The organism is Pseudomonas sp. W2I6 (assembly GCF_030815935.1).
GTDB lineage: Bacteria > Pseudomonadota > Gammaproteobacteria > Pseudomonadales > Pseudomonadaceae > Aquipseudomonas.
In genome coordinates this window covers 5267052-5293447 of the sequence record NZ_JAUSXJ010000001.1, presented here as the reverse complement: position 1 = coordinate 5293447, position 26396 = coordinate 5267052, and the positions used below count along the sequence as shown (strand labels likewise).

General features: G+C 54.9%; 25 protein-coding genes and 1 pseudogene. 5 read left to right on the top strand and 21 right to left on the bottom strand.

Annotated features, from left to right (window positions below; genetic code table 11):
- Positions 1 to 26: 26 nt before the first annotated feature.
- The 10 genes and pseudogenes from QF039_RS24410 to QF039_RS24365 all read right to left on the bottom strand — a co-directional run bounded on the left by QF039_RS24410 (position 27) and on the right by QF039_RS24365 (position 10764).
- A complete protein-coding gene (locus QF039_RS24410; RefSeq protein ID WP_124361237.1) occupies positions 27 to 413 on the bottom strand; it encodes a hypothetical protein in 387 nt (128 codons plus the stop codon).
- A complete protein-coding gene (pilV, locus tag QF039_RS24405) occupies positions 395 to 1711 on the bottom strand; it encodes a shufflon system plasmid conjugative transfer pilus tip adhesin PilV (RefSeq protein ID WP_008437360.1) in 1317 nt (438 codons plus the stop codon). Before pilV ends, QF039_RS24410 begins: the two co-directional genes overlap by 19 nt.
- Positions 1701 to 2642, bottom strand: coding sequence for an ATPase, T2SS/T4P/T4SS family (locus QF039_RS24400; RefSeq protein WP_008437359.1), 942 nt, complete (start codon positions 2640 to 2642; stop codon positions 1701 to 1703). Before QF039_RS24400 ends, pilV begins: the two co-directional genes overlap by 11 nt.
- Positions 2643 to 2652: 10 nt before the next feature.
- Positions 2653 to 3168, bottom strand: coding sequence for a type 4 pilus major pilin (locus tag QF039_RS24395; protein ID WP_173667485.1), 516 nt, complete (start codon positions 3166 to 3168; stop codon positions 2653 to 2655).
- A 25-nt stretch (positions 3169 to 3193) separates the two neighbouring features.
- The gene (locus QF039_RS24390) at positions 3194 to 4333 is read right to left on the bottom strand and encodes a type II secretion system F family protein (RefSeq protein WP_008437357.1); all 1140 of its coding nucleotides are present in this window, start codon (positions 4331 to 4333) and stop codon (positions 3194 to 3196) included.
- Positions 4323 to 5882, bottom strand: a complete 1560-nt coding sequence (locus tag QF039_RS24385) for a GspE/PulE family protein (protein WP_008437356.1) — start codon at positions 5880 to 5882, stop codon at positions 4323 to 4325. Before QF039_RS24385 ends, QF039_RS24390 begins: the two co-directional genes overlap by 11 nt.
- 12 nt (positions 5883 to 5894) lie before the next feature.
- On the bottom strand, positions 5895 to 6467 hold the full coding sequence (gene pilP / locus QF039_RS24380) for a type IV pilus biogenesis protein PilP (protein WP_008437355.1): 573 nt from the start codon (positions 6465 to 6467) through the stop codon (positions 5895 to 5897).
- On the bottom strand, positions 6457 to 7788 hold the full coding sequence (gene pilO2 / locus QF039_RS24375; RefSeq protein ID WP_008437354.1) for a type 4b pilus protein PilO2: 1332 nt from the start codon (positions 7786 to 7788) through the stop codon (positions 6457 to 6459). Before pilO2 ends, pilP begins: the two co-directional genes overlap by 11 nt.
- A gap of 3 nt (positions 7789 to 7791) precedes the next feature.
- Positions 7792 to 9607: pseudogene (locus tag QF039_RS24370) on the bottom strand (PilN family type IVB pilus formation outer membrane protein).
- Complete coding sequence (locus tag QF039_RS24365; protein WP_008437352.1) at positions 9607 to 10764, bottom strand: TcpQ domain-containing protein; 1158 nt, start codon at positions 10762 to 10764, stop codon at positions 9607 to 9609. The pseudogene QF039_RS24370 and the gene QF039_RS24365 overlap by 1 nt, the downstream one beginning before the upstream one ends.
- Before the next feature lie 456 nt (positions 10765 to 11220).
- On the opposite strand from QF039_RS24365, the gene QF039_RS24360 reads away from it, so the two are divergent.
- Genes QF039_RS24360 through QF039_RS24340 form a run of 5 tightly spaced genes read left to right on the top strand, consistent with a single transcriptional unit; the run spans position 11221 to position 14665 of the window.
- On the top strand, positions 11221 to 11571 hold the full coding sequence (locus QF039_RS24360) for a metalloregulator ArsR/SmtB family transcription factor (RefSeq protein WP_008437351.1): 351 nt from the start codon (positions 11221 to 11223) through the stop codon (positions 11569 to 11571).
- Between the two features lie 22 nt (positions 11572 to 11593).
- A complete protein-coding gene (locus QF039_RS24355; RefSeq protein WP_008437350.1) occupies positions 11594 to 12883 on the top strand; it encodes an arsenic transporter in 1290 nt (429 codons plus the stop codon).
- A gap of 9 nt (positions 12884 to 12892) precedes the next feature.
- The gene (locus QF039_RS24350; protein ID WP_008437349.1) at positions 12893 to 13363 is read left to right on the top strand and encodes an arsenate reductase ArsC; all 471 of its coding nucleotides are present in this window, start codon (positions 12893 to 12895) and stop codon (positions 13361 to 13363) included.
- A complete protein-coding gene (gene arsH, locus QF039_RS24345; protein WP_008437348.1) occupies positions 13363 to 14097 on the top strand; it encodes an arsenical resistance protein ArsH in 735 nt (244 codons plus the stop codon). The genes QF039_RS24350 and arsH overlap by 1 nt, the downstream gene beginning before the upstream one ends.
- A 19-nt stretch (positions 14098 to 14116) precedes the next feature.
- A complete protein-coding gene (locus QF039_RS24340) occupies positions 14117 to 14665 on the top strand; it encodes an arsinothricin resistance N-acetyltransferase ArsN1 family B (protein WP_008437347.1) in 549 nt (182 codons plus the stop codon).
- A gap of 255 nt (positions 14666 to 14920) precedes the next feature.
- On the opposite strand, the gene QF039_RS24335 is transcribed toward QF039_RS24340, so the two are convergent.
- The 11 genes from QF039_RS24335 to QF039_RS24285 all read right to left on the bottom strand — a co-directional run bounded on the left by QF039_RS24335 (position 14921) and on the right by QF039_RS24285 (position 26386).
- Entirely contained in the window at positions 14921 to 16876 is a 1956-nt protein-coding gene (locus tag QF039_RS24335; RefSeq protein ID WP_024073377.1) for a DEAD/DEAH box helicase, read from the bottom strand.
- Positions 16873 to 18753: a hypothetical protein gene (locus tag QF039_RS24330; protein ID WP_019818088.1), complete on the bottom strand. Its 1881-nt coding sequence runs from the start codon at positions 18751 to 18753 to the stop codon at positions 16873 to 16875. Before QF039_RS24330 ends, QF039_RS24335 begins: the two co-directional genes overlap by 4 nt.
- Positions 18754 to 18863: 110 nt before the next feature.
- On the bottom strand, positions 18864 to 20768 hold the full coding sequence (topA, locus tag QF039_RS24325; protein WP_008437341.1) for a type I DNA topoisomerase: 1905 nt from the start codon (positions 20766 to 20768) through the stop codon (positions 18864 to 18866).
- Positions 20769 to 20867: 99 nt separating this feature from the next.
- The gene (locus QF039_RS24320) at positions 20868 to 21065 is read right to left on the bottom strand and encodes a CrpP family ICE-associated protein (protein ID WP_073845721.1); all 198 of its coding nucleotides are present in this window, start codon (positions 21063 to 21065) and stop codon (positions 20868 to 20870) included.
- A 178-nt stretch (positions 21066 to 21243) separates the two neighbouring features.
- Entirely contained in the window at positions 21244 to 21669 is a 426-nt protein-coding gene (locus QF039_RS24315; RefSeq protein ID WP_008437339.1) for a hypothetical protein, read from the bottom strand.
- Between the two features lie 110 nt (positions 21670 to 21779).
- On the bottom strand, positions 21780 to 22244 hold the full coding sequence (locus QF039_RS24310) for a single-stranded DNA-binding protein (protein ID WP_008437336.1): 465 nt from the start codon (positions 22242 to 22244) through the stop codon (positions 21780 to 21782).
- 15 nt (positions 22245 to 22259) lie between these two features.
- Entirely contained in the window at positions 22260 to 22799 is a 540-nt protein-coding gene (locus QF039_RS24305; protein WP_008437334.1) for a DUF3158 family protein, read from the bottom strand.
- A gap of 5 nt (positions 22800 to 22804) precedes the next feature.
- Complete coding sequence (locus QF039_RS24300; protein ID WP_008437331.1) at positions 22805 to 23530, bottom strand: PFL_4669 family integrating conjugative element protein; 726 nt, start codon at positions 23528 to 23530, stop codon at positions 22805 to 22807.
- A 68-nt stretch (positions 23531 to 23598) separates the two neighbouring features.
- Entirely contained in the window at positions 23599 to 24339 is a 741-nt protein-coding gene (locus tag QF039_RS24295; protein ID WP_138183495.1) for a hypothetical protein, read from the bottom strand.
- A gap of 53 nt (positions 24340 to 24392) precedes the next feature.
- Positions 24393 to 25694, bottom strand: coding sequence for an STY4528 family pathogenicity island replication protein (locus QF039_RS24290; RefSeq protein WP_019816979.1), 1302 nt, complete (start codon positions 25692 to 25694; stop codon positions 24393 to 24395).
- On the bottom strand, positions 25691 to 26386 hold the full coding sequence (locus tag QF039_RS24285) for a DUF2857 domain-containing protein (protein ID WP_008437329.1): 696 nt from the start codon (positions 26384 to 26386) through the stop codon (positions 25691 to 25693). Before QF039_RS24285 ends, QF039_RS24290 begins: the two co-directional genes overlap by 4 nt.
- Between the last annotated feature and the right edge of the window lie 10 nt (positions 26387 to 26396).

Below are 26396 nucleotides of genomic sequence, written 5' to 3'. Positions count from 1 at the left end.
TTACCACCTACGCGTCAATAACAAAACTATTTCGTGAGGATAATCAATGTTAAGCAAATTCCTACTAAGCCAAGCGCAATGACAGTCCACTTTGCGGCTCGCTTGATGCTCATTGGTTTGCGTTGTGGATTGATTAATTCCATAGTGGCGATCTTTTTTACTAAATAACGACCAGAGGCCGTTGGTTGTAACTTGTAAGTGAACTCGCCGACCTCGAATGCCTCTTTTCCTTCTAGTGCGCGACGCCATAGCACAGTTGAGCATATCCTGCTTCGGGTGCTTAGCCAGGTCTGTAATTCTCCAGCACTATACTCAACGTTATTCTCAAGCGTCTGCACTGCAATAATCCCCATAGACATACTATAAAACGTTTTGGAATTTATAAATGGATGCTTTATTTGAAGCAGCTCCAATAGAAAAGACCTGGCCAGGAAAGTCGAGATGTGGAGAGAAACCATCCACTTGCATTTCTGAAGATGTACCCAGTCTCACTATCCCCAATGCCAAAAGCGCCAGTTAAAGAGCACGACTTCCATGTAGTGTCGCCAAGGGAGCAGGTCACACTTCCTCTGGCAGGCGCCTGGCAGGTGCCCTGGATCAGCTGGAATTCCCACCCACCTGGTCTTTTCCATAAGCCTTGTTCGCAGGACAACGTTATTCCCGCGGCGCTTTTTGCAAGAAGGGTTCGGTCACTGCACTGTTGCCCCTCGGTAGCTATGCCTCCCAGGGACAAATATTCATTTGTCTGAATGCGATCATAGGCCGTTATCTTGCCCGTCGAGGTTATCTTTCCACCCCATAGTTCACCTCCGGTTGAAAAGTTTTTGTCGTTATAAACTTGGACCCAGTTGGGGCTATTTTGATAAATCCCGCCTCCCCATTTTTCGCTGTACCAGCCTGTGTCACCACGTGTTCTGAACCAACCACCTGTGCTGGTATCACCGTTAATGGTTGCAGTAGCGGCATTAACATTGGCTGTGGCGATAACGTTTCGAGCTGTAATGTCGGCGTTAGCTGTTATGTTGCCTGACGCTGTGATATTTCCTGCGTTGTTAATATTGTGGTTGCCCATCGTGATATCAGTATTCATCGTGTTGAATTCTGGATGATTGGGCACAGCGTTTCGATATAGATAGTCATTAGCCAACGCTCCATCCATAAGAAAAAGTGCGCTAGCTGTATGTCCTGGGCCAGGAGCTATAGCATAGTTACTTAGTGCTACCTGCCATCCACCCCGCACGCCCTGGACGATGTTCGGATTGGCAGAAGAGATGAACCCACCAGGTCCTCCGAGATTTTCAGCGATGGTTCGAATACCCATTTCAGGAATCGTCTGCCCACCTGTAGTAACCACAATCACTTCCAGTTGATTGGCGTTGGGTTTCCGGGCGAGGCCGACAATGGTCTGCCCAAAGGCGTTAGTGGGACTGAAACCCGCAGGAAGGTAGTTGGTGTTGACGAGCATCGGAACGGTTATTTGCACCGGTACGGTTGCTGCCGCGTTGGCCAGCACCACGCTGTAGTTATCCTTCAGATATTTGGCCAATGCCTCTGAAATGGTTCTCTGTTGATCAGCCGCAATTCGATAGTCCTGAGAATCCATCTGCTTGATTTGCCATGCGATCGCCAAAGTGACGACAACGGAGAAAACGGCCAATCCGATCGCCATGTCCAAGCTCAAGAAGCCCCGCTGCTTGTTCCTACTGGTCATTCCAGAGACTCCTTGATGATTGGTGAGCGATGTCGTGATCGAGCATCGTGATCTTTCCTGCATGGACTTTCTCTCGGATGCCCGGTCCGTCATCGCCCGTGAACAGCAGACTCTGCAGGGTTAATCGACGACTCCCTTCGTTGCCGCTTGATAAGGACTGGTGAAGAACGGCCACTAGCCCCTTGGAGAGCAGCTCTCGGGCGTTATTGAGTAACGGCTGAGCCAGGGCTGATATACGCTCAATGCCTTGAGTAACGCTGCCTGCATGGCCTGTGCTGATGATGAGATGGCCATTGATCGAGGCTTGAATTACTTGTGCTGCTGTCGAGCTGTCGCGAATTTCTCCCACGAACAGGAAATCGGCTCTTGTGCGCAGCGCTAGAATCAACGCTTCCTCGTATCCCCCCATCCGGCGAGAGACCGGAACTTGAATGCAGCGCCCACTGCCATGCCGACCATTCAAAAACGGTTCTGGAGGATCCTCGACAGCCACACAAATGCCTCCCCAGGCCTCAAGGCGAGCTTTCACCAGTGATGCAGCACTGGAGGTTTTCCCTGTGCCCATTTCCCCACAAATGAATATCAGGCCGCGAACCGTGTCACTCATCAGCGCGTCCTGCAGATAGTCGGGCAGACCCAGCATGTCCAATGGACGGATCTGGACTGAGGATTTGCTTACGACAAACACAGGTTTGCCATTCAAATCCAGCAACTGGGTTACACGAAGGACGACGCCATCTTCAATTAGGGCGAACTCTGGATCCTGGGTTGCCTTGTGCTTTTCCTCGCACTGCGCCCGTAAGCGCTCAAGGTCTGCCCGCCATTCGGCGGGCGCTTCAACCCTTCGTGCCTGCCCAGGGAGACCTTTGGCGTCGGCAAATCCATCGCCGAGGTACAGGTCGACGAATTCAGCATCAGAGATCACGCTCACACTGAATTCCTTAGTACGAAGTCCAAGCGATGGTATTGGCGTCCGAGGAGCAGCTGGTCGCAGCTGCCACCGCAGTGATTTCGCCGGCAATTGCAGTGCCGCCGTTGATCGCCGTAGTTGTCTGTTTGTCCTTGGCCATGTTCGAGGCAAGGGTGATGCAGGCATTTTTCGGAAGGTTGGATTCTGTGATGGTGAAGGTCATGCCGTTGCTCATCACGGTCACTGCGCCGTTCCAGCGGTTGGACAGGGCATTACCGTTGATGCTCATGCCGCCAGTTGCCTCGAGGTTGATCAAAGAAGGCGCTAAGTTGGTGCCTGCCGTGGCGTAACCCGTGGTGCTTTTCAGTCGTTTGGTATTGCTCAGCAACGTGCCGAGATTGCTCTGTTCAATAGTGACGTCCGAGCTGCCGAACGTTCTGTAGCCCATGAACACGATGAAACCAAGTGCCACCGCGATCAGCATCAACCAGAACATCCCGTCTAGGGAGAGAAATCCGCGTTGGTTGTTTGGAGTGTTTGTTGGCATTTCCAGTACCTCATTTAGGTTTGATTTAAAGCGTTGCAGTCACATTGCCGGCCAACTGGAAGATCCCGATCACTACCAGAATCATCATGACCCCCATGGCCATGGAGGACATGCCGATAAGAGATTTGGCGATGGCTTCGACGCGCTGAAGCGTTTGCTCCAGCCACCGGTTGGAAAACCGTTCCATCGACTCAGCGAAGCCTTTGCGGGTGGCGAGCACTTCCAGAAAATGCATCGCCATGGGGTCTGGGAATTGATGACCCGCAAGCTTCAATGCGGTACCGAAGTTTTTGCCGGCGCTCACTCCGTAATGAATGGCGCTCAGGCGCTCTTTCAACCATGGAGAGGCATTGCGTTGAAGAGAGGTCAGCGCATCTAGTTGGTTGATGCCGGAGCGCAGCATCACAGCCATGTTGAGCAGAAAGATCGATCCGTGGAGCGCCTTGTAGACTGACCAAGGCGGGAGCCTCTCTGCTCGGACTCGCAGGACCTGGAGCAGCTTGTTCAACTGCAGCTTCCACGAAGGGCTGGCGGCCGTAATCTGAAGGCCGCAAAACACGGGTAGAGTGATGATCGATATGAGGATGAAGACGATTACAGCTATCAGCGTCACTAGCCCGTAGTGGGTCACGAAATTCGATAGGGCATAGAGGAAGGCCGGCACGCCGGTCCACGCCTCGGGGTTGGAGCGTCGTGTCATGGAGGGCACCATCCACACTGCAATCACATACAGCAACGCCGCCATGACGCTCCACACCACGGAGGGGAAAACGGTGGCGGACGCTACGAGTTTGCTGATCCGCTGACGTACTTCGATGATCCTCACGCAGTCCCGAAATGCCTGCACCAGGTTGCCGGTGTCTTCCCCGGAAGCGATCAAAGAGTTCTCGTCATAGGGAACCCAGCCTTCGCAGGAAATGCTCAGCGATTTCCCACCTTTTACCGATTGCGCGATATCCCTGCAGGCAAGGGACACTGGATGGAGCTTCTGCCCGTTATCGCTGAATGCTCTGGCCACCGTGTGCAGTGCGTCCTCAAGCGACACACCATCCTCAAGGATGCCCATCAGGCTCTCGTAGAACTGGATTCTTTCGTTTTTGCCAAACTGCTTGGCATAGAAGGTCTCTGCCCAACGATTCAGCATCGCTCTGACGTCACTCAGCATGAGCGAGCTCCAGGATTTGCCGGTCAAAGTCCAACGGCCCCACCGTCATTTCGGCGTGGCGGGGGTCTACTAATCCTTGTTTCAGTTTGATGATCGTGTGTGCGGTCTTGGTAATACCGCCCATTTCCTTGACCCAGTGGCGACGTGCCGCACTTGCACCCTGCCCATTGAAAACGCGCATGAACTCAAGGTCGGTGAGCAAAGTTTCCGCAACCACCGTGCGACCGGTGATGCCCAAGCCTTTGCAATGCGGGCATCCCGGTCCTTTGAGGTAGGTCTCATCAATCGCTTCCAAATCGCGCAAGCGCTGCACCAGCGCACTGTTGAGCTGCCCGAGATGCTCGCGTGCGGGGACGCGGCAGTGGGAACACAGCACGGGCAAAAGGGATTGATTGACCACGCTTGTCATCAGTGCAGGATCAGTAACCAGGTGTCGGTCTACACCCATGTCGATCAGTCGTTGAAGAGCTGCTACAGCGTTGTTGGTGTGCAGTGTCGTCAGCACCAGGTGACCAGTCATACCGCCGCGGAAAGCCGCTTGTGCTGATGCAAGGTCCCGGATCTCCCCATACATGAGAATGTCAGGGTCGAGTCGCATGGAATTGGTGATACCGTCATTCCAGGTTTCACCGGCGCCCAGCGGTGACTGATTGGCGAGAAGTGGATATTCAGGTGGATCTTCCATCGTCAGAATGTGTTTTGTTCCACCGCACTCTTCGTGCAAGAGGTTCAGGTTTACCTGCAGCGACTTCGATTTGCCGGAACCGGTGGGTCCAGTGATCAGGTTCACCCCATAAGGCAAGCTGCGGATGCGGCTGAATGCATCAATTTGCTGCGTCAGGAAACCGAGATCACTAAGCGTCATTTTGGTTTTGTCGTCATACAGCAGACGCAAAACCATCAGAGGGCCATCTACGAGCGGCCGAGTGGCGACTCGGGCACCGAACAAACCGAGTTGGTCGACATAGGCGCGTTTTACCCTGGCGTCCTGGCTCACCTGCGGCTGGTAGTGGTCTTTCGCGACATCGCACATGCTGTTGTAGAGGGACGAGCAGAGCTCCATGCCCACCTGGCTCTGGTGCTGCTCTGCCTCCCACAAGAGCCCGTGGATGCGAAAGAAGATTCGAGTGATATCGTGACCTACGACAAAGTGGACGTCGCTGGCATTGCGCCGGTGGGCTTCTCCTAAAAGCTGCACCACCTGGGCCTGGCGCTTCGTCTCAGTCGCCGATAGTGCTTTACCATTTGCATCATCATTGGCGCGGTAGAGTGCCTTGATTGTGCTCATCGAGCAGACCTTGACCTCAAAGTGGTGATTTTCGTGTTCCAGCTGGTCCTCGAATGCCATGACATAGGCATCCGTTTGGTGTTGGGCTGACACATACAAAATCCCATCGCTGGTCAACGCACATAGTTGACGCAGCTCGGGTTTCAGCTCAAACGGTCCACCAGGGGCCGTCAGCAGTGTTTGGTGCGACGTCAGTAGGACTGCAGCAGACTCATCACTGTCAGGCTCTATGACATCTGGTTTTTCAGTCAGGATCGTCATCGAACTTCTCAATCAACGTTGGCCAGGGATCAGCCCAGGCGGCATAGGTGCTGATGGGGTAATGCTGGGGGCTGAATTGTTAACGTTGCTCAAGCTGGCCGGGGGCGTACTGGAAAAGCCGAGGGGGTAGCGCTTACCGCCACGCTCGAGGGTCACGTTTTCGACGGAGAGGATGGCCATGCGATAGCCACCGGGTAACTCCCGAGATGAGGCATCTGCGTCTACTTCAAATCCGCTGCTGTAGAGCAGAGTCGCACGCAGCCGTTTTGCTGAGCCGAATACCGCTTTCACGACAGGCAAGTCAGACTGTGTATCACTGCTGTGCGCCGAGGCTGCAGCCGGCTGTGTGAGGTTTCCTTGAGAAAAAAACACAGTTGACGGCTGCGTCGTCGCACTTTGGTCTTCGCCCTTGATCGATCTTTCGGCCTTGGCCTTCTCGGCTTTGGCATTCAACAAGATCGTCTGGCTTTGAATCTGGGCCAGCTCGCCGACGTTCACCCCAGATAGGGTGTTCTCATCTGCCCAGCTCGATGGTGCCCCTAACGCAAGGATGGAGCACAAAAAGCACAGCGCTTTATTTCGCATATAGGTCACCTATTACTGACCAGACAAGGTGGCCGGTCTCATATTTGGTTGTGATTTCGCGCAGCCGTAAGCCCTGACTGGGTGCGCCGGATAATGAGTCCAGCGGCGTAATGCCAGTGGCATAGCTCAGCTCGAATTGCTTCCATTGAGGCGGTGGGGGCGGCGGTGGCGCAGGTTGGCCCGGTATCGCTGGTTGAATGGGCACAACGACCGGCACTTCTTTCAGCACTGGGGTTTGAGTGAAGCTGTGCAGCCAAGACGACAGGTTCGCCAACATCACGATGGCGTCTTTTAGAGGCTCATCACCGGCTGCGGGTAGAGAGATGTCGAATTTCAACGTGGCCGAGTTGCCCTCGTCAAAGAAGGCCGGCCGATCAGAAAAGTGGCCCTGCGTCGCCTGTATCAGTTTGTCGGCCGTGCTATTGCCCGAGCGCTTATAGGAGGACAAAACCTGTGCGCCGTCGCAGACGGCACTCGTGAACTGCCATCCCTGAATGGACAGAGGCAACTGATAAATGACGTTGCTGCAACCCTCCAGGAAATCTGCAACAGATGGACGTTTGGCCCAAGGGTGTTCAAGCGCTTGGGGCGTCTGTTCCATACCGGATTCTTTTTGCAGTCTGGCCAACTCTGCCAGGCGTTGCTGTTCAGCCTGGAAAGCCGCCTCTTTGGCTATTTGGTCCTGATGGCTCTGCCATTGAGCCCACCCGATGATGCCGGCAGCGATCAGCGCGCCAAGAACCGCCAGCTGCACAAGTTCTGGTTTGGATAGCCCAAAGACGAGTGGCCGTAGCCGGTACTCGCGTTTTAGATGCGACGGCTGAAGTAGCTCTGCCACGTCCAGTGGTTGACCGCCCATATCGAACTCTGGGGGCAGGTACTCGTTGTCGAAGTTGATCCCACGACTGCGTTGTTGCGCGACTCGGCGGCGGACCTCAGCACCAGTGCCGATCATGTCGCAGCCAGAGATCACGCCACCTTGATACACAGCAACGAGGGCATATTGGTCAATCTCGCTCTCAGTTTTCCAGGCCGCGATCCATGAGTCCCCCAGCTGTCCAGCCAGGGTGGCCGCGAGCGAGTACATCCCTTTGGTGACCTCCTCGCTGCGCGCTACAAAACCTGCCTGAATAATGGCTGGTGTTCTTCTAATGGCGACAATGTCGAGGTGGTGCTCACGACCGTACTGGCGCGCTTCCTTCATGTGCCCGGTGACACTGCCCAGCGGATGCCAGCGCAGACCGGTGACAAATGATTTTCCACGATACTGGAGTACCTGGACTCGAGCAGAGCGTGCATTTTTTGAGGTTTCCGCAACCATGGCTTACCCCTTGGAACCTGTGCAATGCAGCAGTGGGGTATGGCAAGAGCCCCAAGGCTCGTTGGCAGCAGGTGAAATCACCGCGCTGGGGCTGCCTGTTTCGCTATCAACAACAGGAGTAATCAGCACTACGAGTACGCTGTGCCCTGTGGTGCGGATACGGCTGCCGCCCAAACCGAAGAATCCAGGATCACCTACGCCAGACTTGGTTGCGTTTTCGCTGTTCTCCTCAAAACCAGTCAGTACGAGGGTTTGACCGCTGCGCAATTTGACCTTGGGCGACAGGTTCTTGGTGTCGTAATCCGCTGTCTGGACACTGGAGCCGTTGCTCGTAAAAGTGGTGAAGGTCGGTTTGCTACTCATGCTCAGGGTGATCATCAGCAACATGTTGTCCTGGTCGATGATTCGAGGGAGCAACATCATGTTGAAGCCGCTGGTGATAGTCGCGGGGGTGAGCGAAGTAGACGATCCAACGGAAGCCGTGGTGGTTGTCGAGCTTGATGCGACATAGCTCTTTACGTTGCCGATCTGGATGGGTGCCGGCTGCAGATTCAGCGTGGTGACCGACGGCGAGCGAACGTTCGAGATTCGGCCCTGTTCGGAAAGTGGCTTTGATGATTAAGTTGGAGCCAGCCCAAGGAGACTTCGACGTGTCCAAAATACTCAACGAGCCCGACACCGCGCCCGTGCTTATGCCGGTGGTGGCATTCTTCAGCGAAAAGCCCCATTTGTTGCTCAAGGACGTATAGACAGCCGTCCAGTCCAGGCCGGTCTGGTCTGTGTCGGTGAGAGTTACCTCGAAAACTTTGACGTTGAACAACACCTGACGGGTGATACTGCTGTTGATCGAATTCAGGTATTTAGCAACGTTTGAGAGTACTTCTGGTCGATCACTTACCGTCAGGGTGCCAGTGGAACGCGAGAGGAACATCCGACCTTGGGGCTGTTGGCTCAGCATCGCCTTGACGTTTTTTTCAATGTCTCCGATCAGCGAGGTCTTGATGGTAACGGTGGTGCTCTGGTTGCTGCCTGATTCACCCGATGCACCTGTCGACGAAGATCCGCCGCCACCACCACCGGAACTGCTCCCGCTGCCTGTAGCAGTCAGCAAGCCCGACTTCACTGTGCTTTCAATGACCTGGTCATCACCAAATGCCCAGACGTCGAACGTCTTGGTGTCGAAGTAAGTGACATGCACGCTTCGATCATCGGAGGAATAATTCCACGCTAAGCCTAACTGGGAGGTCGCTTGATTCAACAACCCTGACAGCTTGCCGCTGTACTTAATGGGGAATGTGTTGGGCGCAGTCAGCCCAATCGAATTCATTGAGCGGGCGTTGCTCGGAACATTGCCGATGACGCCGGCGGGCATGAAGTTGGTCAGGTTGTCGGCAGAGCCCAAACCAGGTGGAACTGCAGGTCCTGAGTTGCCCTGCGTCGAACTGGAAAGGACACTTGGGTCGATTGCGTCAGGGGCTACGATGACCGGTACACCACATTCACTAGTGATGTACTGCGCGATCTCAGCGATCCCAACGTTATATGAGGGGCGATAGGTGATGTCGCAATCCATGGTCAGCGGTAAACCACGCTTGGCGACCAGCGGTTTTTTGGATACCCATGGTTTGTCGCTGAACACCACCGTAGCGCGCGCGGACTCTTGCTGCTGATTTCTCAGAAATCGGCTGTATTGAGAGGCTGTCGCAGCGTCATTTTCAGCTCGGCTGGCCGATTCATTCACACGCTGCAGCGAACAGGAACTCACCAGTGCGACGATAAGTGACAAGGCTGTGCTTTTGATCCAGAGACGAGCAGTCATCATTTGTTCCTCTCTGTAATAAAAATCAGCCGCTGTGAGGAGTTACTGTCGACCACATCGACCAGAAAGGACCGTGGAGCCGAGTCGTAGAGTGGGAAAATCGACCCAATGGCTTCTTGGAAACTGCCCTCAAATCGAAGTGGAGCGTCAATTGAGTAATCCAAATCATCGACCTGCCACATCAGTTTCCAGCCCGCTTTTTCAGCCCAGCCTTCGACGGTTTGACGAAGGGTTGAGCCAGTTGAAGCCGTCCATGTCTGGGCCAGCGGCTTCGGCGCTGCAATGTCCGTCGCAACCGGCTTTGGCGCTGCAGAAACTGCGGCCGGCGCGGTGACCAGTTTCGGAGTTGAAGCGGCCTTGGCATCTGGGTTGCTGGACGAAGTCGAGGCCGGACTCTGAGTCGGCAAGGCAGACGTTTGTTTTGTAGAGCCATCCTTGGTAATCACCGTAGGAGGGGCCACGGTTTTGGCTGGTGCAGCGTTCGCCACAGGGGTAGCGGCTGATGCCGTTGTTGTGAAAGGCGCTGTTTGGGGAACGGCGGCGACTACTACTTGGCTGCCCGCATCATTGTTATTGCTCTTCGCTGCGATAGGCTGTGCAGCTGTCGATGTGTTGAGTTGAGCAATCTGAGTTGATGCAGGACGTGGAGAGTCCGGGAGCTGGTAGCCAGGGCGCAGGACGTAGCACACCTGACGGTTGACCTCGTCGACCTTCACCTGCCAGGCCGGACCTGCGAGCACCTGCAGGGTGTTACGCAGGGTCATAGGGCCAAGTTTATATTGGGCTGCTGGGAGTGGTCGGGTGTAAAGGATGTTGACGTGGCCAGAGTCTGCCGAGCAAAGCGTATAACCTGAACGGTCCACCACGTACTGCATGGCCTCATGCACATTTGGGTGCATGTTGGCTGGAATGCTGATGTCGATAATCTGAGCCATCAGGTCACGTTGGCCAGAATCTGGCAGCGTGCTGACGAGGGTGTAGCGGCCATAGCGCACTACTGGTTCTTTTTCAGGAACGGCGCCGCCAGGATAGAGGTCTGGCGTCAACATGTCCGGATTGCGACTGCTGTCGAAAGCGGGCTTGGGTGTCTGCGCCGTTTGGGTCGTGCAACTGGCGATTAACGCTAGAAGCGAGAGCGTGGTGACGTGCCTGATCATGTGCCGAGAGGCCCCCTGTAATGATAGGGGAACGGTGACAGGCTGGTACCAGCTGCGCAGTAGGAAATAGAAAACTACGTCTATAGGTATTTATAGGCTATACAAAGATGACGCGACCGAGGTGGAAAATTACCTAGTATCTGATCACCCATTTCCATTCACGCTGAGCATTCATTTGCATTCACGCTGACCACTCAATTGCATTCGACCTGACCAGCTATCCTGCCATTACGCCTAGAGTAATGAATCCAAAATCGCGTTCAGCGAACATCCATTCGAACATCAAATCTCCGTCCGCGTGCTGAGGCGATTGTTAATCCCTCCTGGTCGTTACCCTGTGGTCGACCGGTGAGCATTGATCCCCATCGTTAACTCCCGCCACAGGCATTTGTGCAAGCAGGCTGAACGTGGTTAAATCTGCATATTCGATTATCCACATATGCAGAGCGATTGCTTATGAGCCTTACACCACACACATTCTTCAAGTGCTTGGGTGATGAAACTCGCGCCCGGATCATGCTCATGCTTTCGGCTGAGGGTGAGTTGTGCGTGTGCGAGTTAATCTGGGCACTGGACGATAACCAGTCGAAGGTCTCCAGGCATCTTGCCCAACTGCGTGCTTGCGGGTTACTCGCAGATCGGAGGCAGGGTCAGTGGGTTTACTACCGGCTGCATCCCGAGCTTGAACAGTGGGCACTGGATGTTCTGAACGTCACTACGCAGGCACACCAGTCCTGGGTTAACGACCATCAAGGACGGCTGGCTTCCATGGAAGACAGACCCGTGCGCCAAGCCTCCTGCTGCTGACATCCTGATCTGGAACATACTCATGCTCATCGCAGCATCGATTTTCGTAGTTACGCTCGTCTTTGTTATCTGGCAACCCAAGGGGTTAGGTGTCGGCTGGAGCGCGGCAGCGGGTGCCGTTCTGGCACTACTGACTGGCGCCGTAAGTCTAGGGGATGTGCCGGTTGTGTGGCACATCGTCTGGAACGCTACCGCGACCTTCATTGCTGTGATCATCATCAGTTTGTTGCTCGATGAAGCGGGATTCTTCAAATGGGCGGCGCTTCATGTCGCTCGCTGGGGTCGGGGCAAAGGCGGACGTCTGTTTGCGCTGATGATCCTGCTCGGTGCAGCCGTTTCGGCACTGTTCGCCAATGATGGAGCCGCACTGATTCTGACCCCAATCGTCATCGCGATGCTGACGGCGCTTCGCTTCAGCCCGGCATCCACCTTGGCATTCGTGATGGCCGCAGGCTTCATCGCTGATACCGCCAGTCTGCCGATGGTGGTGTCCAACCTGGTGAACATCGTTTCGGCAGACTTTTTTGGCGTGGGTTTCGGTGAATACGCTTCTGTCATGTGGCCAGTGAACCTAGTGGCCGTGGCCGCGACACTGTTCATGCTCTGGATGTTCTATCGCAAGGACATTCCCGCCCAGTACGACGCGGATCAGCTTGAGGCCCCGGAGTCGGTGATTCGAGATCGGGCGACCTTCATTGCTGGCTGGTGGGTACTTGGCCTGCTGCTGGTTGGTCTGTTCGCACTGGAGCCGTTAGGTATCCCCATCAGCGCTGTTGCTGCTGCGTGTGCAATGATCCTGCTGGTCATCGCAGGTAAAGGCCAAATCATCTCCACGAGAAGGGTCATCAAGGACGCGCCCTGGCAAATTGTCGTGTTTTCGCTGGGCATGTATCTGGTGGTCTATGGCCTGCGTAATGCTGGCCTAACCGACTCGCTCTCGGGGCTGCTGAACATATTTGCCGAGCATGGCCTATGGGCCGCTACCTTGGGCACCGGTATCACCGCTGCGCTGTTGTCCTCGATCATGAACAACATGCCGAGTGTGCTTATCGGCGCTCTGTCCATTCAGGGCAGCGACGCTACAGGACTGGTACGTGAGGCCATGATCTACGCCAACGTCATCGGTTGCGATCTTGGCCCCAAGATCACGCCCATCGGAAGCCTGGCCACGTTGCTGTGGCTGCATGTGCTAGCGCAGAAAAATATCCGCATCACCTGGGGTTACTACTTCAAAGTCGGCAGCATCCTCACCCTCCCTATCTTGCTGGTAACGCTGGTGGCACTGGCGTCGCGGCTGAGCATCCCTGTCTAGGAGAAACCCATGAAAGTGCTATTTATGTGTACGGCAAACAGCTGCCGGAGCGTTCTCTCGGAGGGGTTGTTCAACCACCTGGCCCCGAGCGGTTTTAACGCCGTCAGTTCGGGCAGCTTCCCAAGCGGACAACTGAATCCACGCGCCGTGAGTACGTTGCAAGCGCTTGGTATCGACACCACAGATCTCTACAGCAAAGGCTCAGAGGTGTTTTCGGACTCACCACCGGATGTGGTGATCACCGTGTGTGATAAGGCTGGAGGCGAACCCTGCCCGGTCTATTTCGGGCCTGCTGTCAAAAGCCACTGGGGCCTCGCCGACCCTTCCGATGTAGAAGGCACAGACAGCGACATCCAAGCCGCATTTGACGCGACCGTCGTCCAGATTAAAAAGCGTTTCGAGGCATTCTTCAGCTTGGATCATTCGGCGCTCACACCGCAGGAACTGAAGCGCGAGCTAGATCAAATAGGTGAACTGTAATGGACGAATTTTCCTCGGAAAGCAGCCTGGATCTACCTAATCTGGATCAGTCGCTAATCGACTTCGTCACACTGGATCGCCTGCAAGGCAACGAGCAACCGACTCACAAACCACGCATCTTGTTGCTGTATGGCTCAACCCGTGAGCGCTCTTTCAGCAGGCTGCTGACCCAAGAGGCCGCGCGCATCCTGACCCTAATGGGAGCCGAGACCGTCATCTTTGATCCCTCGGGTCTGCCTCTCCCTGATGACGCTCCGGAAGACCATCCAAAGGTTAAAGAGCTGCGGGATCTGGTTCTGTGGTCAGAGGGACAGGTGTGGTGTTCGCCAGAGCGTCACGGTGCAATGTCTGCTGTATTCAAAGCCCAAATAGACTGGATACCTCTCACGTTGGGCGCTGTCCGCCCCAGCCAGGGCAAGACGTTGGCCGTCATGCAGGTCTGCGGTGGATCACAGTCCTTCAACACGGTAAACCAGCTTAGGATCCTCGGGCGCTGGATGCGGATGATCACCATCCCAAACCAGTCGTCAGTACCCAAAGCCTTTCTGGAGTTCGACGACGCAGGGCGTATGAAGCCATCCGCCTACTACGACCGTGTTGTGGACGTGATGGAGGAACTGATGAAGTTCACGCTGATGGTTCGGGGCCGGGAAACGTATTTGGTAGACCGCTATTCGGAGCGCAAGGAAAGCGCCGAAGCACTCTCGAAACGAGTCAATCAAAGATCGATTTGAGCGACCAAGGGGATAGAGGATGAGCAACACCACAGTAAGGATTGCGCAGATTTCGGACGCTCAAGCCATCCAGGCAATTTACGCACCGATGGTTGAGCATACGGCGATTTCGTTTGAGCTTGAGCCGCCCACAGTCGAAGAGATGGCCAAGCGGATTGGGTCGACTTTGCCGACTTACCCGTATCTGGTAGCGGAGCGAGACGGCCAGCTCATCGGCTATGCATATGCCAGTCAGCACCGGGCTCGTGAGGCCTATCGCTGGTCGGTCGACGTCACCGTTTATATATCGCCAGAAGCGCACCGTAGCGGGGTCGGCCGGGCACTGTATGGCGTGTTGCTGCCGACATTGAAAAGGCAAGGGTTTCACGCAGCCTTTGCCGGGATCGCGCTGCCAAACGATGGCAGCGTGGGGCTGCATGAAGCACTAGGCTTCGCTCACATCGGTACGTATCCAGAAGTAGGATTCAAGCATGGCGCTTGGCATGATGTTGGATATTGGCGTATCGCGCTGGATTCAACGAGTCCGCCAAAACTGTCCGTGCCTTTCAGTGAGATCAGTCTCTTCTGAATGGGTCTCGACGGCCATTATGAGCGATGGGAAGATTCTAATACGTAACAAAGTCAATTATGTTCGACTCCTCGAAATGAATACGAGCAAAGTGGGTAAAATCGAAATAGATTTGCCACTTTCGGAAGTTTGCAGATATCGAACGAAACTATTGTTGCCGATGGGGAGGCCTATTAGATTCCAGAAAACAAAAGTAATGGTTCCAAGTACGTTTACAAGGTCTCAGCCACTAAGAAGCAGTGATATACCGCAGATCTACAAATTGGTCGCCAATGCTTGTCTCGCGTTGCCGGCCGCGTCGGGCTCAATGAGGTCACTTGCCAACTGACGCTTATCCTGCAGCATTTGCCAAAGCATCTGGTCGATTGTGTTTTCCACCAGCGGGATTTTCACCACGACCATGCGCAATTGCCCATTGCGGTAGGCCCTGTCCTCAGCCTGGTCCTGCAGTCCAGGCGTCCAGGGGAGGCCCAGGAACATCACATAGTTGGCCGCAGTGAGGTTGTTGCCGGTGCCGGCAGCGGAGGTAGTGGCGGCAAAGACGCGGGTTTCTGGATCACTTTGGAATTGATCGATCGCCTTCTGCCGTTTGCCTACAGAGTCACTGCCGACAACCGTGACGCACCCGTACTCAGCTTGCTTGCACCGAGTGCGAAGTGTTCCTACCGTATCCTTGAACTCACAGAACAAGATTACTTTGTCCTCCGCGTCCAGTTCGCACAGCAGATCCATTACGACACGAATCTTTACCTGCTCAAGCAACTGACGCAGTGATCCCAACCTGGCGAGGCTAGGCCTGTCTTCGAGCCGAATTTGATCGTATTGCTTGCGCTCTTCAGCAGTGAGTTCGATGGGTAAAGTTTGGCGCTGTTTGCCCTTGAGACCGGGCAAGACATCCTTGCGTCGACGGAGCATCCAATCGCCGATTGCGCCCCGCAGATTCATGCGGAAATCCTGACTGCCGGCGAACTGTTCGCAGAATTCTTTCAAGGGCAGTTTCCCAACGGGGTGGCCGGATAGCCGTAGCAGCGTGTGCAGCTCAGATTCTCGGTTGAGGACTGGCGTACCCGTCAGCAGGTAACGGTTGGGTATCTTGGCGGCAATGTCGAAGCCGTGACGTGTCCACGCGGCGGTCGGCTCTTTCAGGCGGTGCGCCTCGTCGATGATCATCACTTCAAAGTGTCCTGCATGCAGAACAAAATCGCCAAGGCGTTCGTAGTTGGTGATAATCCATTGCGAAGAGGGATCAAAGACCTGTTGGCCGATAGTGGCCTTGGGATACACCATCTGGATTTCGCGTTGCCAGTTGATGATCAACGTCGACAGGGTGATAACCAAGATGGGTCTATTAGCTGCTCGGATTGCAGCGGCAATGATTGCTTGGCGAGTTTTACCAAGCCCCATGTCATCCGCAAGCAAGGCGCTTGTGCGCTGTAGCAAGTGCCGGATGCCTGCCGGTTGATGGTCCAGTAAAGAATAACCAGCCAATGCCTGGTTAATCTGTTCGGTAGTGGACCCGGTGCGCTCGATTGAGGGCACCGCGGCTAAATACACATCGGTTGAGGTGCTATCGTCAGCCGCTTTTGCTGCGCGCTCTTGTGGCGGTCCACCAAGACTGATGCGGGTGATTTCATCAGCTGGAACAACGGATCCGTCGGTCAGCAGCTCTTGCACGGTGTCGAGGATTTCGAACTGATCCTCCGACAATCCAAGCTCCAGGATCAAGTTGCTTCGCACCACTTCCGCACCAGCGTCAATGCGCCAGGACTTGGAATGCCCGAGAAACACGCCGTGCATGCGCCTTGAAACGGCGACCGCGCCAGGATGGTAGTCACCTGACAGCAGGATCCCGCCCTGAACGAGTGGAGCTATCCGAAAGGTCAGCCCCCACGTGAATGCCTGCCGATCTGGGTCGTTTTGTGCGGCTGTGATTTTATGTGAAAACGTCTCCCAACTTTCATTGAAACGGTCCTCGGACAACTCCATCAAACGGTGGAAGAGCACATCCAGGTCATCCAGCAACTTGCCTTTTGGTAATCGCCAATAGCGATGTTGAGGATGCTCGGCACGCCGAATATAGAAACCATTACGTTCGAGAAACAGCCGGTTCGCACCCTCAACGTATTGCATTAAGACCCCGAAGTCATAGCCGTCAAAAATGACTTTTTCGACCAGGTCCTGCCGGCGGTTCATCAGACGTGGACGACTCATGTCCTGCTCAATCGTTGGTTGATCCATTCCGCACAGGCCTGGGCATGCATTTTTTTCCGGTTTCGATTTGTATAGCGCGACATGGATAGTGTTTGGTCGGGCCATTCCAGGTTAATGGCGAGCTCACCCGATTTGATCTTTGCCCAAAACCATTGATAGGCCCGGTCAACCCTGGAGCCCGACTTAGGTGTGCGATTGCGGAGCCCTCTCAGTTGTATCGTCACCAGGTGTTTGGGAGTCAATTTTGCTAACGTTTCGCCCCAGGCACTTTCATCCATTTGGATTTCTGCAGAGGCCAACGATTTCCCGTTTTCGCGAACCGAAAAAAGACGGCAGATGCCCCGATAAGCACTGTAGTCGTAACCATCAATGCAATGGCCCAGCGCTCGATGTTCCGCATCAAGATCGGCGGGGCACTTCAGTTCGATAATTTGCAGCCCATTTGGACTCACGAGGGGTGTGCTGGTTGAATAAAGCAGCGGCTTCCAGGGCGTTAAAGAGTCTGTTCTTGTTTGTGGATCTACTGCATCTAAAGCCTCACGGATGTCTATCAACGCGAGGTGAAAGCCATTCACCAAGCTGGCGATCTGGTGATAGGAAGCAGTAGCAATGAAGCTTTTGAGTTTCTGCAGTGCTTCACCAGAAGCTGGTCCGTCGCTCTCATCAACGTTGTTAAAGAGCTCGTTCAGGTCTCGAAAGTCGTCGGCGATTTTGGACCAATTGTCGTCCGACCAATCAGTTGGACACCCTGACAGCAGCCTGTTCCAGTCCTGCGTTTGATCCAGCAGTTGATACGGGATTTTATCCAGCAGCGCGAAGAGAGTGATCCAGTGCGCTTTTTTAAGAGGACGGCGATTGCCCAGTGAGGCTCCCAGCAGCAGTCGATGCCAGGGTCCTTGTGGCCCCTCGCGGCTGATACGGGTCAATGCACTGCCGGTATCGAATACCCGCTGTTGACCCAGGTAGCGCACTGCAGCGCGCGGCGCCTGTAGCAGCCAAGCCAGTGTGTCGGAAAGGGGGAGGCCCGCGTCGGCTATGCGACCTACCAGGCACTCTTCAGCGGAAATCAAATAACGGTCCTCACTCCAGTATGGGCGCCACGCCTGAAGTTCATCCCATGGGCAGTTCATGTATACCTGCTGCTGCCCATCCCACGGCCACGGCCATTGATCTGCTAGTACCAGAAGTGGAATCAGTACTGGCTGGGCTTTTAGGGCCTGAAGGCGGCGTTTTCGGTCACCTTGAGCCAGCCAGTTATAGAGCTTGGGTGAGGGACATTGCGCTGAACGAATGGCGAATAAAAGCTCTTGGTCCAGACACTGGCAAAACTGCTTCAGCGTGCTGCCAATCTGCTTCAGGTAAAATCGGGTGCGGGGATTGAAGTACCGATTGTTGCTCGCCGTCCAATCGAAGCCGCGGCGATTAAAGCTTCCTAGATCTTCAATCGAAAGGGCTTTCGCCCTCTCTCCAGCAGACTTGCAGAAGGAGGTCAGTAGGACGTCTGCATACCAGCGTTTTTCAAACCTGAGCAGTAGCTGCTGGGCCACCATTGCGGTGGGTTTTCTCTTATGCACGCGGTCCTTGCTGAAGATTTTGCAGGCCTTAACCTGATGACCATCGAAGTACTGGAGGTGATCGCCGATTCTGGCCAGGAGCCGCCGTGTTTGATCATCTGTAGAGGGCAGGGCTACGCACCAGCAACGAGTATGGACAGTGGAACTCAGATAGGTATCGATGAAGGAGGTCAGCTGGGAGGGCGGTACGTTAAATTGTAAAGCCCAGGTCTGGGCGACTTCAATTTGCCGGTCTGAGAACTTCTCCAGCTTCGGCGCTAAGATGCGCAGCCCCACCACCGATTGTCTCTTCTGTACGCTCACCCATGACCTCCTCTGCAATTTCGCAGAGGACTGTCAGGTATAGGAATGGTGGGCTTCTAGGGTTAATGCGTAACGGCGTTGTCGGTGATTTATATCGGCAATGGCAGAAGTCACACCCCTCTGGGTTTATTGAGATCTGGTTTGCCATTCAAGTTTGGAAAACTCACCTTGCATCCATTCGATTTGAAGCCTGTGCAACCCCAAAAGTCATAGCCACCGCCCCCTTTTTTTTGTCGCCTTGCGAGGGGTTGATTGCACTTGGGACAGTTGAAAGCGCCACCTGCTGTGGCTGGGCGTGGAGCGGACGCCATCGGCACACTCGGCATTCCACGTTGCTGAGACAGTTCCTCTTCCAGGCGTCTATGCAGACGCGCAACGACAGCTCCATAGGTGTCTTGGCCCTGGGCGACTTTGTCCAAATCCCGCTCCAGCTCCCTCGTAAAATCGAGCTCCACGAAACTGTAGAACCCTTCCAGCTTCGCGATTGTTTCCTCCCCCAGCGGCGCCGGTACCAGCTTGCGGCTTTTTTCCTCAATCATTCCTTTGCTGGTGATGTTCTTCAAGATCGAGGCGAACGTGCTGGGACGACCAATACCGCGGCGCTCCATTTCTTTGATTAGACTGGCCTTGGTGTAGCGGGATGGCGGCTGAGTTTTCTTCTTCAGCAGTTCTCCGTTGTGCACAGAGATGATCTGTTTTGGTGTGAGTGCAGGAACTGGGTTGCTCGCTGCTCCATCTTCCTCATCGTCTGTGTCATCGCCCTTGAGCAGTTTCCGCCACCCAGGATGAAAAAGGGTTTCACCAGTTGCATTGAATCGCAAAGCCTTACCATTTGGGCCAACCGCGAGCAGTTTTACAGCACGCACGTCGAATACCGCCGCTTCGATCTGGCTGGCCAGCGCCCGGACCCAAATCAACTTGTACAGGGCGAGTTCCTCGTCGTTCTCACCAGCTTTTGTATCAGCCCAATGCGTCGGGGTAATAGCGGGGTGGCCTTCCTGCGCGCCTTCGGCGGCCTTGAATGTACGTCGCTCGTCGACGGTCTTCAATCCGATAGATCTAGCTACGGTTCTAATATCCTCCATGGCCTCGTCTGGTACGTTGGGATTATCCGTCCTGTGGTAGGTGATCACGCCTTGTTCATACAATCGCTGGGCGACTTGCATGGTCTTGTCCGGGTCCCATTTCAAGGCGTTGCTGGCTGCTTGTTGAAGGGTGGAAGAGATGAAGGGCGCGGGTGGGTGGCGCTCGGCCTTGCGGTCTTCACAGGACTCGACGACGACATTACGTGTGCCGGCGACGAGTCGGGCCAGGTTGGCATCTTGAACGTAAGGAAAGTCTTTGCTCGCGAAATCCGGTACCGGTTGCCAGTCTGCATACCAGGTGGTGCCCTGATTCATATCCACAAAGTTCAGACGCACACCGAAGTGGTTGATTACCTGAAAGTTGCGGATCTCGCGCTCGCGCAAAACCACCAGGTATACGGCAGGCGATTGCACGCGGCCTGCAGAGGTGGGCTTGCCCATCAGTCGGCGTAGCTCCTGAGTCACCAGGTAACCCACCAAACGATCAAGTACACGCCGGCATTCTTGTGACGCGACTCTGTTCAAATCGATTTGGCGAGGATTGGCTAGAGCCTCTGCGACACGCTTCAGGGTGATTTCATTGAAGGTGATGCGTTTGTAGGATTTGACCGCCAGTACCTGCTGGATGTGCCAGCTGATGCTTTCACCTTCGCGATCCGGATCGGTTGCGAGGTAGATTTCATCGGCCTGTTTAGCTGCGGCCTTGATGGTCCGCACGGCCTTGGCGCTCTTATCCAGGATCTCGTACACCGGTGTGTAATTTTTGCGGACGCCTGTGGTGATCATGCTGTCGTCCTGCCCTCTGGCGGGCAAGTCACGTATGTGCCCACCACTGGCGACAACCAACCAGTGTTCGCCTGGGCGCAGTTTCTTCATCATTGGCTGAAGCTTTTTCAGCTTCCCAGGTGCCTCGATGATCAATAGCTTCACGGTGTGCCCCTTCTCAATTATGCAGAGCGGGACTGTCACGTCATGGCAGGTAAGGCTTCAATGGGAAATGGTCAATGCACAACGGGAGGCTTTTAGCGGCTAGAGGTCCAGCGTCAGCTGCTGTTCCTGGGCAAAGCCCTTTAGCCACGACGCGCGCATCGCAGGATGGTGGTAAGGGCAGTCATACACCCGTAGCCCTTTTCGGGCGGCGTCAGCACCGGCTATTTGAACGGCAGTATGGGGGTTATTGAATTGCCGCCTATCTGCTGGTTTCAAAGAAGTTCGAGATTGCGCCATTGGCTATCGGTCCCCGAAGAACAGATCTATCAGACAGTAACATCACGAATAGCGCATTTTTTTGCATCAAAAACGGAAGTTTTAAACTTCTGTGCTTGAGATAGCCGAATGGAAGTGTGACTCAACCTGAAAGTTAACGAATGGCGCGATTTTTTGCCAACCAATTGGCGGTTTGATGTCAATTCGAAGCTGGCTCGTCCGTCCAGTTCGCAACTCTGATCCACGCGATGAAGTCCTGAGTGGATTGTCCGCTTTGAACACGTAGTTGTTCCAGCTTGCCGTATAAGTGTTCAGTCATTTCGTCGTCGTCGTCAAAGTCGACGCGGTATTCAGTATCTAAGCGGTATTCATCGAGCAAGGTGTTGATAAATCGGCGGGCTTGCCAGGTATCAAGGTCTGTCTCTCCACGGCCCCCCATCAGATACTCTCCCGTTCGCCACCCAACTGGAGCCCATGATGCTCGGTTTATGTCCAGGGTGAGCCCGTAGTAGTCCGGAGCATTCACCTCGCTTTCATCAAAGTAAGCCCAGTAAACACGGCCTAAAGCTGGGTGCTCTGCGCCAATGACAACGTACCCTGTTGGGTCCCTCAAAACTTCATCCATCGGCACGTCCTAATTTGTAGTGGTTCTCTAATGAGGTCGGGGGAAACGATGAGCTGTTTCCCCCAACACCGACAGCTACACGAATGGGCCGAAAAATTAAGCCCCTGTTTTCAGAATTGCGGTGGATCGGTATCTGGATATTCATCCGGGCCTGGAGCTGGCTGCGGCCGCGATTCGGGTCTGTTGGACTGTTGCGAATTCTGGTTTTGCGAAGGCGCCAGATTCACCATGGTCACGCGGTGTGGCAGCATGCCGACCCGGCTGGCCTGGATTTTCAAAGCTTCGAATTCGCCATCGTCGTTCTTCCAACGGTCCATAACGGCGCGACCGGAAACCAGCACTCGCATACCTTTCTGGAACAGTTGCGAATAATGCTCGGCGTCCTTGTGCCACCACTCCACATTCGCCCAAAAACCGCCACGATCTTCGTAGCCGCCTTTGCCATCCGGAATCGAATTGTCGAAGTAAACGTTGGCTCGCATGAGTCGACGTGGGTCTTTATTGCCGTTGGGGAATTCTTTGAATTCCGGTGCAGAACCGATATTGCCTTCCCAGCCTTGTACGGGCGTGCCCATGAGTATTCTCCGAGGTTATTGGTGTTGCGTTGGGTTGTTGAGCTGCTGCAGGCGAGCGGTATACACGGCCTCTGCCTGGCCCATTTTTTCTGCGCACTCGGCGGCCTGTTTGGTGATCGAGTGCAGCAAACTCATTTGCATATTCAAGGTGATGCGCTGCAGCTCCATCACGTAAAGATCCTGCAGCATGGATTCCGGTGTTCTGGGTGAGCCCATCATTTCTGCCCAAACCCCTACGCCCATCCGCCGATCTGTCACCTGCTGCCATCTCAAAAACTGGGTGCCGGCTTGGGTGTTCTGCTCAGTCAACCGCACTGGAACTAGGGTGAATGGATATCGGCGGGCCTGGCTCAGCACTTCCTGGGCAAGAGCTTTTAAGTCCGATTCTTGAGCTCGGCAAAGATCGGCAAATTGGGTCAGCTCCCCCTTACCTTTAAAAGGCTTTAAAAGGCCCTTTAGTGAGGCAGCCTGTTGCAGTCGCTGAAAGGCTTCCTGTTGCAGTGGCCGGAAGGCGGTCTGTTGCAGCGACCCATCATTGGAGGGAATCTGGCCCATGCTCTTTAACCCTCAACGGGGTCATCGAGATGATCATCCGTCTCGGTTTGCTGCTGACCGCGGATGATCGGTGGCGCGAAATTCGAACGGCGGGTGCCTTCCAGGATGTCTTGTGGCAGCTCACCGTACCGCTCGTACATTTTGCGGGCTGCTTCAGCCTTGGCATTGTTTGCAGCGAAGTCGTCGCGGGCAGCGCCTGAGTACTTATAGATCTGGGCCAGACCAAACAGTCTCCGCAGTACCGCTGCGCCTTCGTCGATCCAGGTTTCCATATCGTGGCGCCCGACAAGGCCAACGTGCTGGGCCAACAGAATGCGTCTGACAATTTCGTCGTAGTTCGTCAGCAGGTACACAGCCTGAAATCCCAGGGGATTGGAGATGTACAGCGGGAGGCTGACAGGCTGGATCGAGAGGTTTTCGCTAATGCTGATGGCCGGTGGAAGAGAGGCCATGGCTGTGTCCAGGCGATCTTCGATGGTCTTTAACGCTTCCTTGGAATCGTTGATCTTTTCCTCGAGGAGGATCATCCACCAGTCAGAGTAGGGATCATCCTGTTGGGCGCCTCGAGACATTCGATTGACGACAGTGCAGAACCCTGACAGACCAATGATGCCGGCTTTGAGGTCATTTTTAGGGCGCCCCATCCATATACGAGCGGCGTGGTGAGTGTGAAGGGTGAGCTTCACATCGCTGCGCAGTGAACCGATGTTGAGCCGGAAGTTATCAGCCATGGTGCAGTGTTTCCTTGGGAAGAGGATTGACGTACCCATGCTGCAATTTGGCTATAGGAGACGCAGCATTAAATACGTAGCCCGATGGAAGGGGATTTGTTGAGGCTTCTATATAGGAAGAGCTGAAACTCGCCGGTGCGGACCGAATCCCTTGCGTGGCGGCCACCTCCGGTGCCGGATGCTGTCAGGGTGTTGTGGGCCACAACACTTGCCATGTCGCCGGCACGGATGCCGGATCCTGCCAAGGTGGTGCGGGCCGCACCACTTATATGGCTGCCACCTCCGGTGCCGGATGCTGTCAGGGTGTTGTGGGCCACAACACTTGCCATGTCGCCGGCACGGATGCCGGATCCTGCCAAGGTGGTGCGGGCCGCACCACTTATATGGCTGCCACCTCCGGTGCCGGATGCTGTCAGGGTGTTGTGGGCCACAACACTTGCCGTGTCGCCGGCACGGATGCCGGATCCTGCCAAGGTGGTGCGGGCCGCACCACTTATATGGCGGCCACCTCCGGTGCCGGATGCTGTCAGGGTGTTGTGGGCCACAACACTTGCCATGTCGCCGGCACGGATGCCGGATCCTGCCAAGGTGGTGCGGGCCGCACCACTTATATGGCGGCCACCTCCGGTGCCGGATGCTGTCAGGGTGTTGTGGGCCACAACACTTGCCGTGTCGCTGGCACGAATGCCGGATCCTGGGCAAGTGATTTGGGCCGAGTCACTTGCGTGGCGGCCGCGGCGTATTTCGGTTCCTGTCAGGGTGTTGCGGGCCGCAACACTTGCTGTGTAGCTGGCACAGATTCCGGTCACGACCGCTTCGCTCTGGGCCGCGTTACCACGATATTCTGGTTGTCCACCTGACATCATGGATGTGTACCCCGATTAGGCTTCAGCAGATGCAGCATTCCGCTGAGTGTGTGTTTTGCGGTTTGTATCGACTCAGGGCTACGCGTCTGCGTTAGCGTCTTCGTCGGCTGCTCTGCGCCCTCTGGCGGGGCTGAAGCGTCTTGACGCTCGGGGCTCGCTTTTGCCTTGTCGTCAGGGTTCCATTGGCTGTTGAAATCGCCGCGAACGGCCATGCCGACGAGCGTCATTAAGTATCCAAGCGGGTTTCGGACCCCTCCCGAGTCACAGCGGTGGACCCATTGTTTGATGAGCGCGGTTTTCAACTCTGCTGGAACCTTTTGCAGCGCCAGGACCGCGTTCTGTTTTTGCTCGACCGGTAGTCGATGCAGTGCACCGAGCAAATCGGCAGCGATGTCGTTTGGTGTGGGCGGTACATGTACAGAGCTTTTACAAACATCTTTGTGTGTATCTGTATACGTACTATATGAGTTCGGATGCCGAACTAAGTCCGAACTCAGTGATTTACGGCTGAGTTCGGCATCCGAACTCTGCTCCAAAGCGATTCGCTCTTCGCCTTTTTCACTGAGTTCGGTATCCGAACTCAGTGGAGATAGAGCTATATTTTGCTGAGTTCGGATTCCGAACTCAGTCGCTTTAAGAACGACTGGAGCCTGCGCTTTGGTCCAGGCCTGGCTATTCATGCGGGATTCGATGATGTCCAGCCTGCTAGGTAAGCGTTGGCCAACATCAGGATCAGCTGCAAATTCCTTCCAGGCAATTTCTGCCACTTCGCGAATCACCTTGGTCTGGTGCTGCATTGACTGCGCGAGTAGCTGCAAGTAGTCCTTGTCGAACTCTATAGCTTCGGCCGGTGTGACCGGTTCGTCGTGAAGCAGGTAGACGTTGCCTTGCACTTGTCCACTCAGATCATTGCGCACCCGTCGCCCCAGGCTAAGCCAACGGGTGAGACGTAAGGTCACTAATGCTTTTGATACAGTTTCACGCGAGGCAGGCCTACCGGGTTGCATACCCAAATATGGCCGCAGTTGGTCATAGGTAGGGAACGCCGTAAGGCCGTCGTCATTGATCAGTAGGCGAAATACCTGCCAGGTGTTTCTTTCAAGCGGGGTTAAGCGATCATCCAAAAGCAATCGGCGAGGAACCGTTTCGTGTGGGTTCCCGCTGAAAATAATTCCGGAGTAGGGGGAAGACCCTTCAATCCCCGGAGGCGCCGACTCTTTTTTCTGAAGCAAATGAGCTTCAAGGTGACCCGAGGCCGAGTCTAAAAGCGTCGACAAGGGAAGCCGAGACAACCTCATAATACAGAGTCACCTTCCACCGATGTCGCTGCAGGCTGTGCAAGTCGTTGAGAAGACACAAGCTGTAGCCTTCTCGGAAGGCCAGGGTTTGCAGGAGGGTAAAGCCCTTCCTTTATCCAGGACTGAATGCGATGCCAGATGATGGCCAGGCTGAGGTTTTCGTGGGTCTCATCTGGGCTAGTATCCTGTGGAGCATTGAGTTCCTCGGCGACCAACATGGCGATGTCCAGCAACGCGAGACTGTCGCCAAGCTCTACCTGATGCTCTTGCATTAGGTGCGTCCATCGGTACCAAAGCTGAGCGTCCATCTCCTCACTGAATTCGCGCCAACGGCCACGACGTGCCGTCACGCCGATCATTAGGCGTTGAAGGGCCACATCCTGCGGAGACAGCCCGAAGAACTGTTGCAGCATTTGAGTGGTCGCGCCAAGTCGCAGCGCACGTTCAATCATGCGCACTTCTTCATCAGAACGCTGCGCGCCTGACAGTAGTTTTTTTACCATGTCCCCATCAATGGTGACGTTGCACCAAGACACGGGAGTGTTAAGCAGCAAGCTCAGTACTGAAGGTTGTTGGAGCTGAGCCAATATCTCTGGCTCCAGGCCCATTTCGATGCAGCGCCGAAGTTGGCCATTACGCATGTGATGAAGCACCTGTGACAGGATTGCTTCATTTATTGGTGTCTTGGACATGACGACTCCC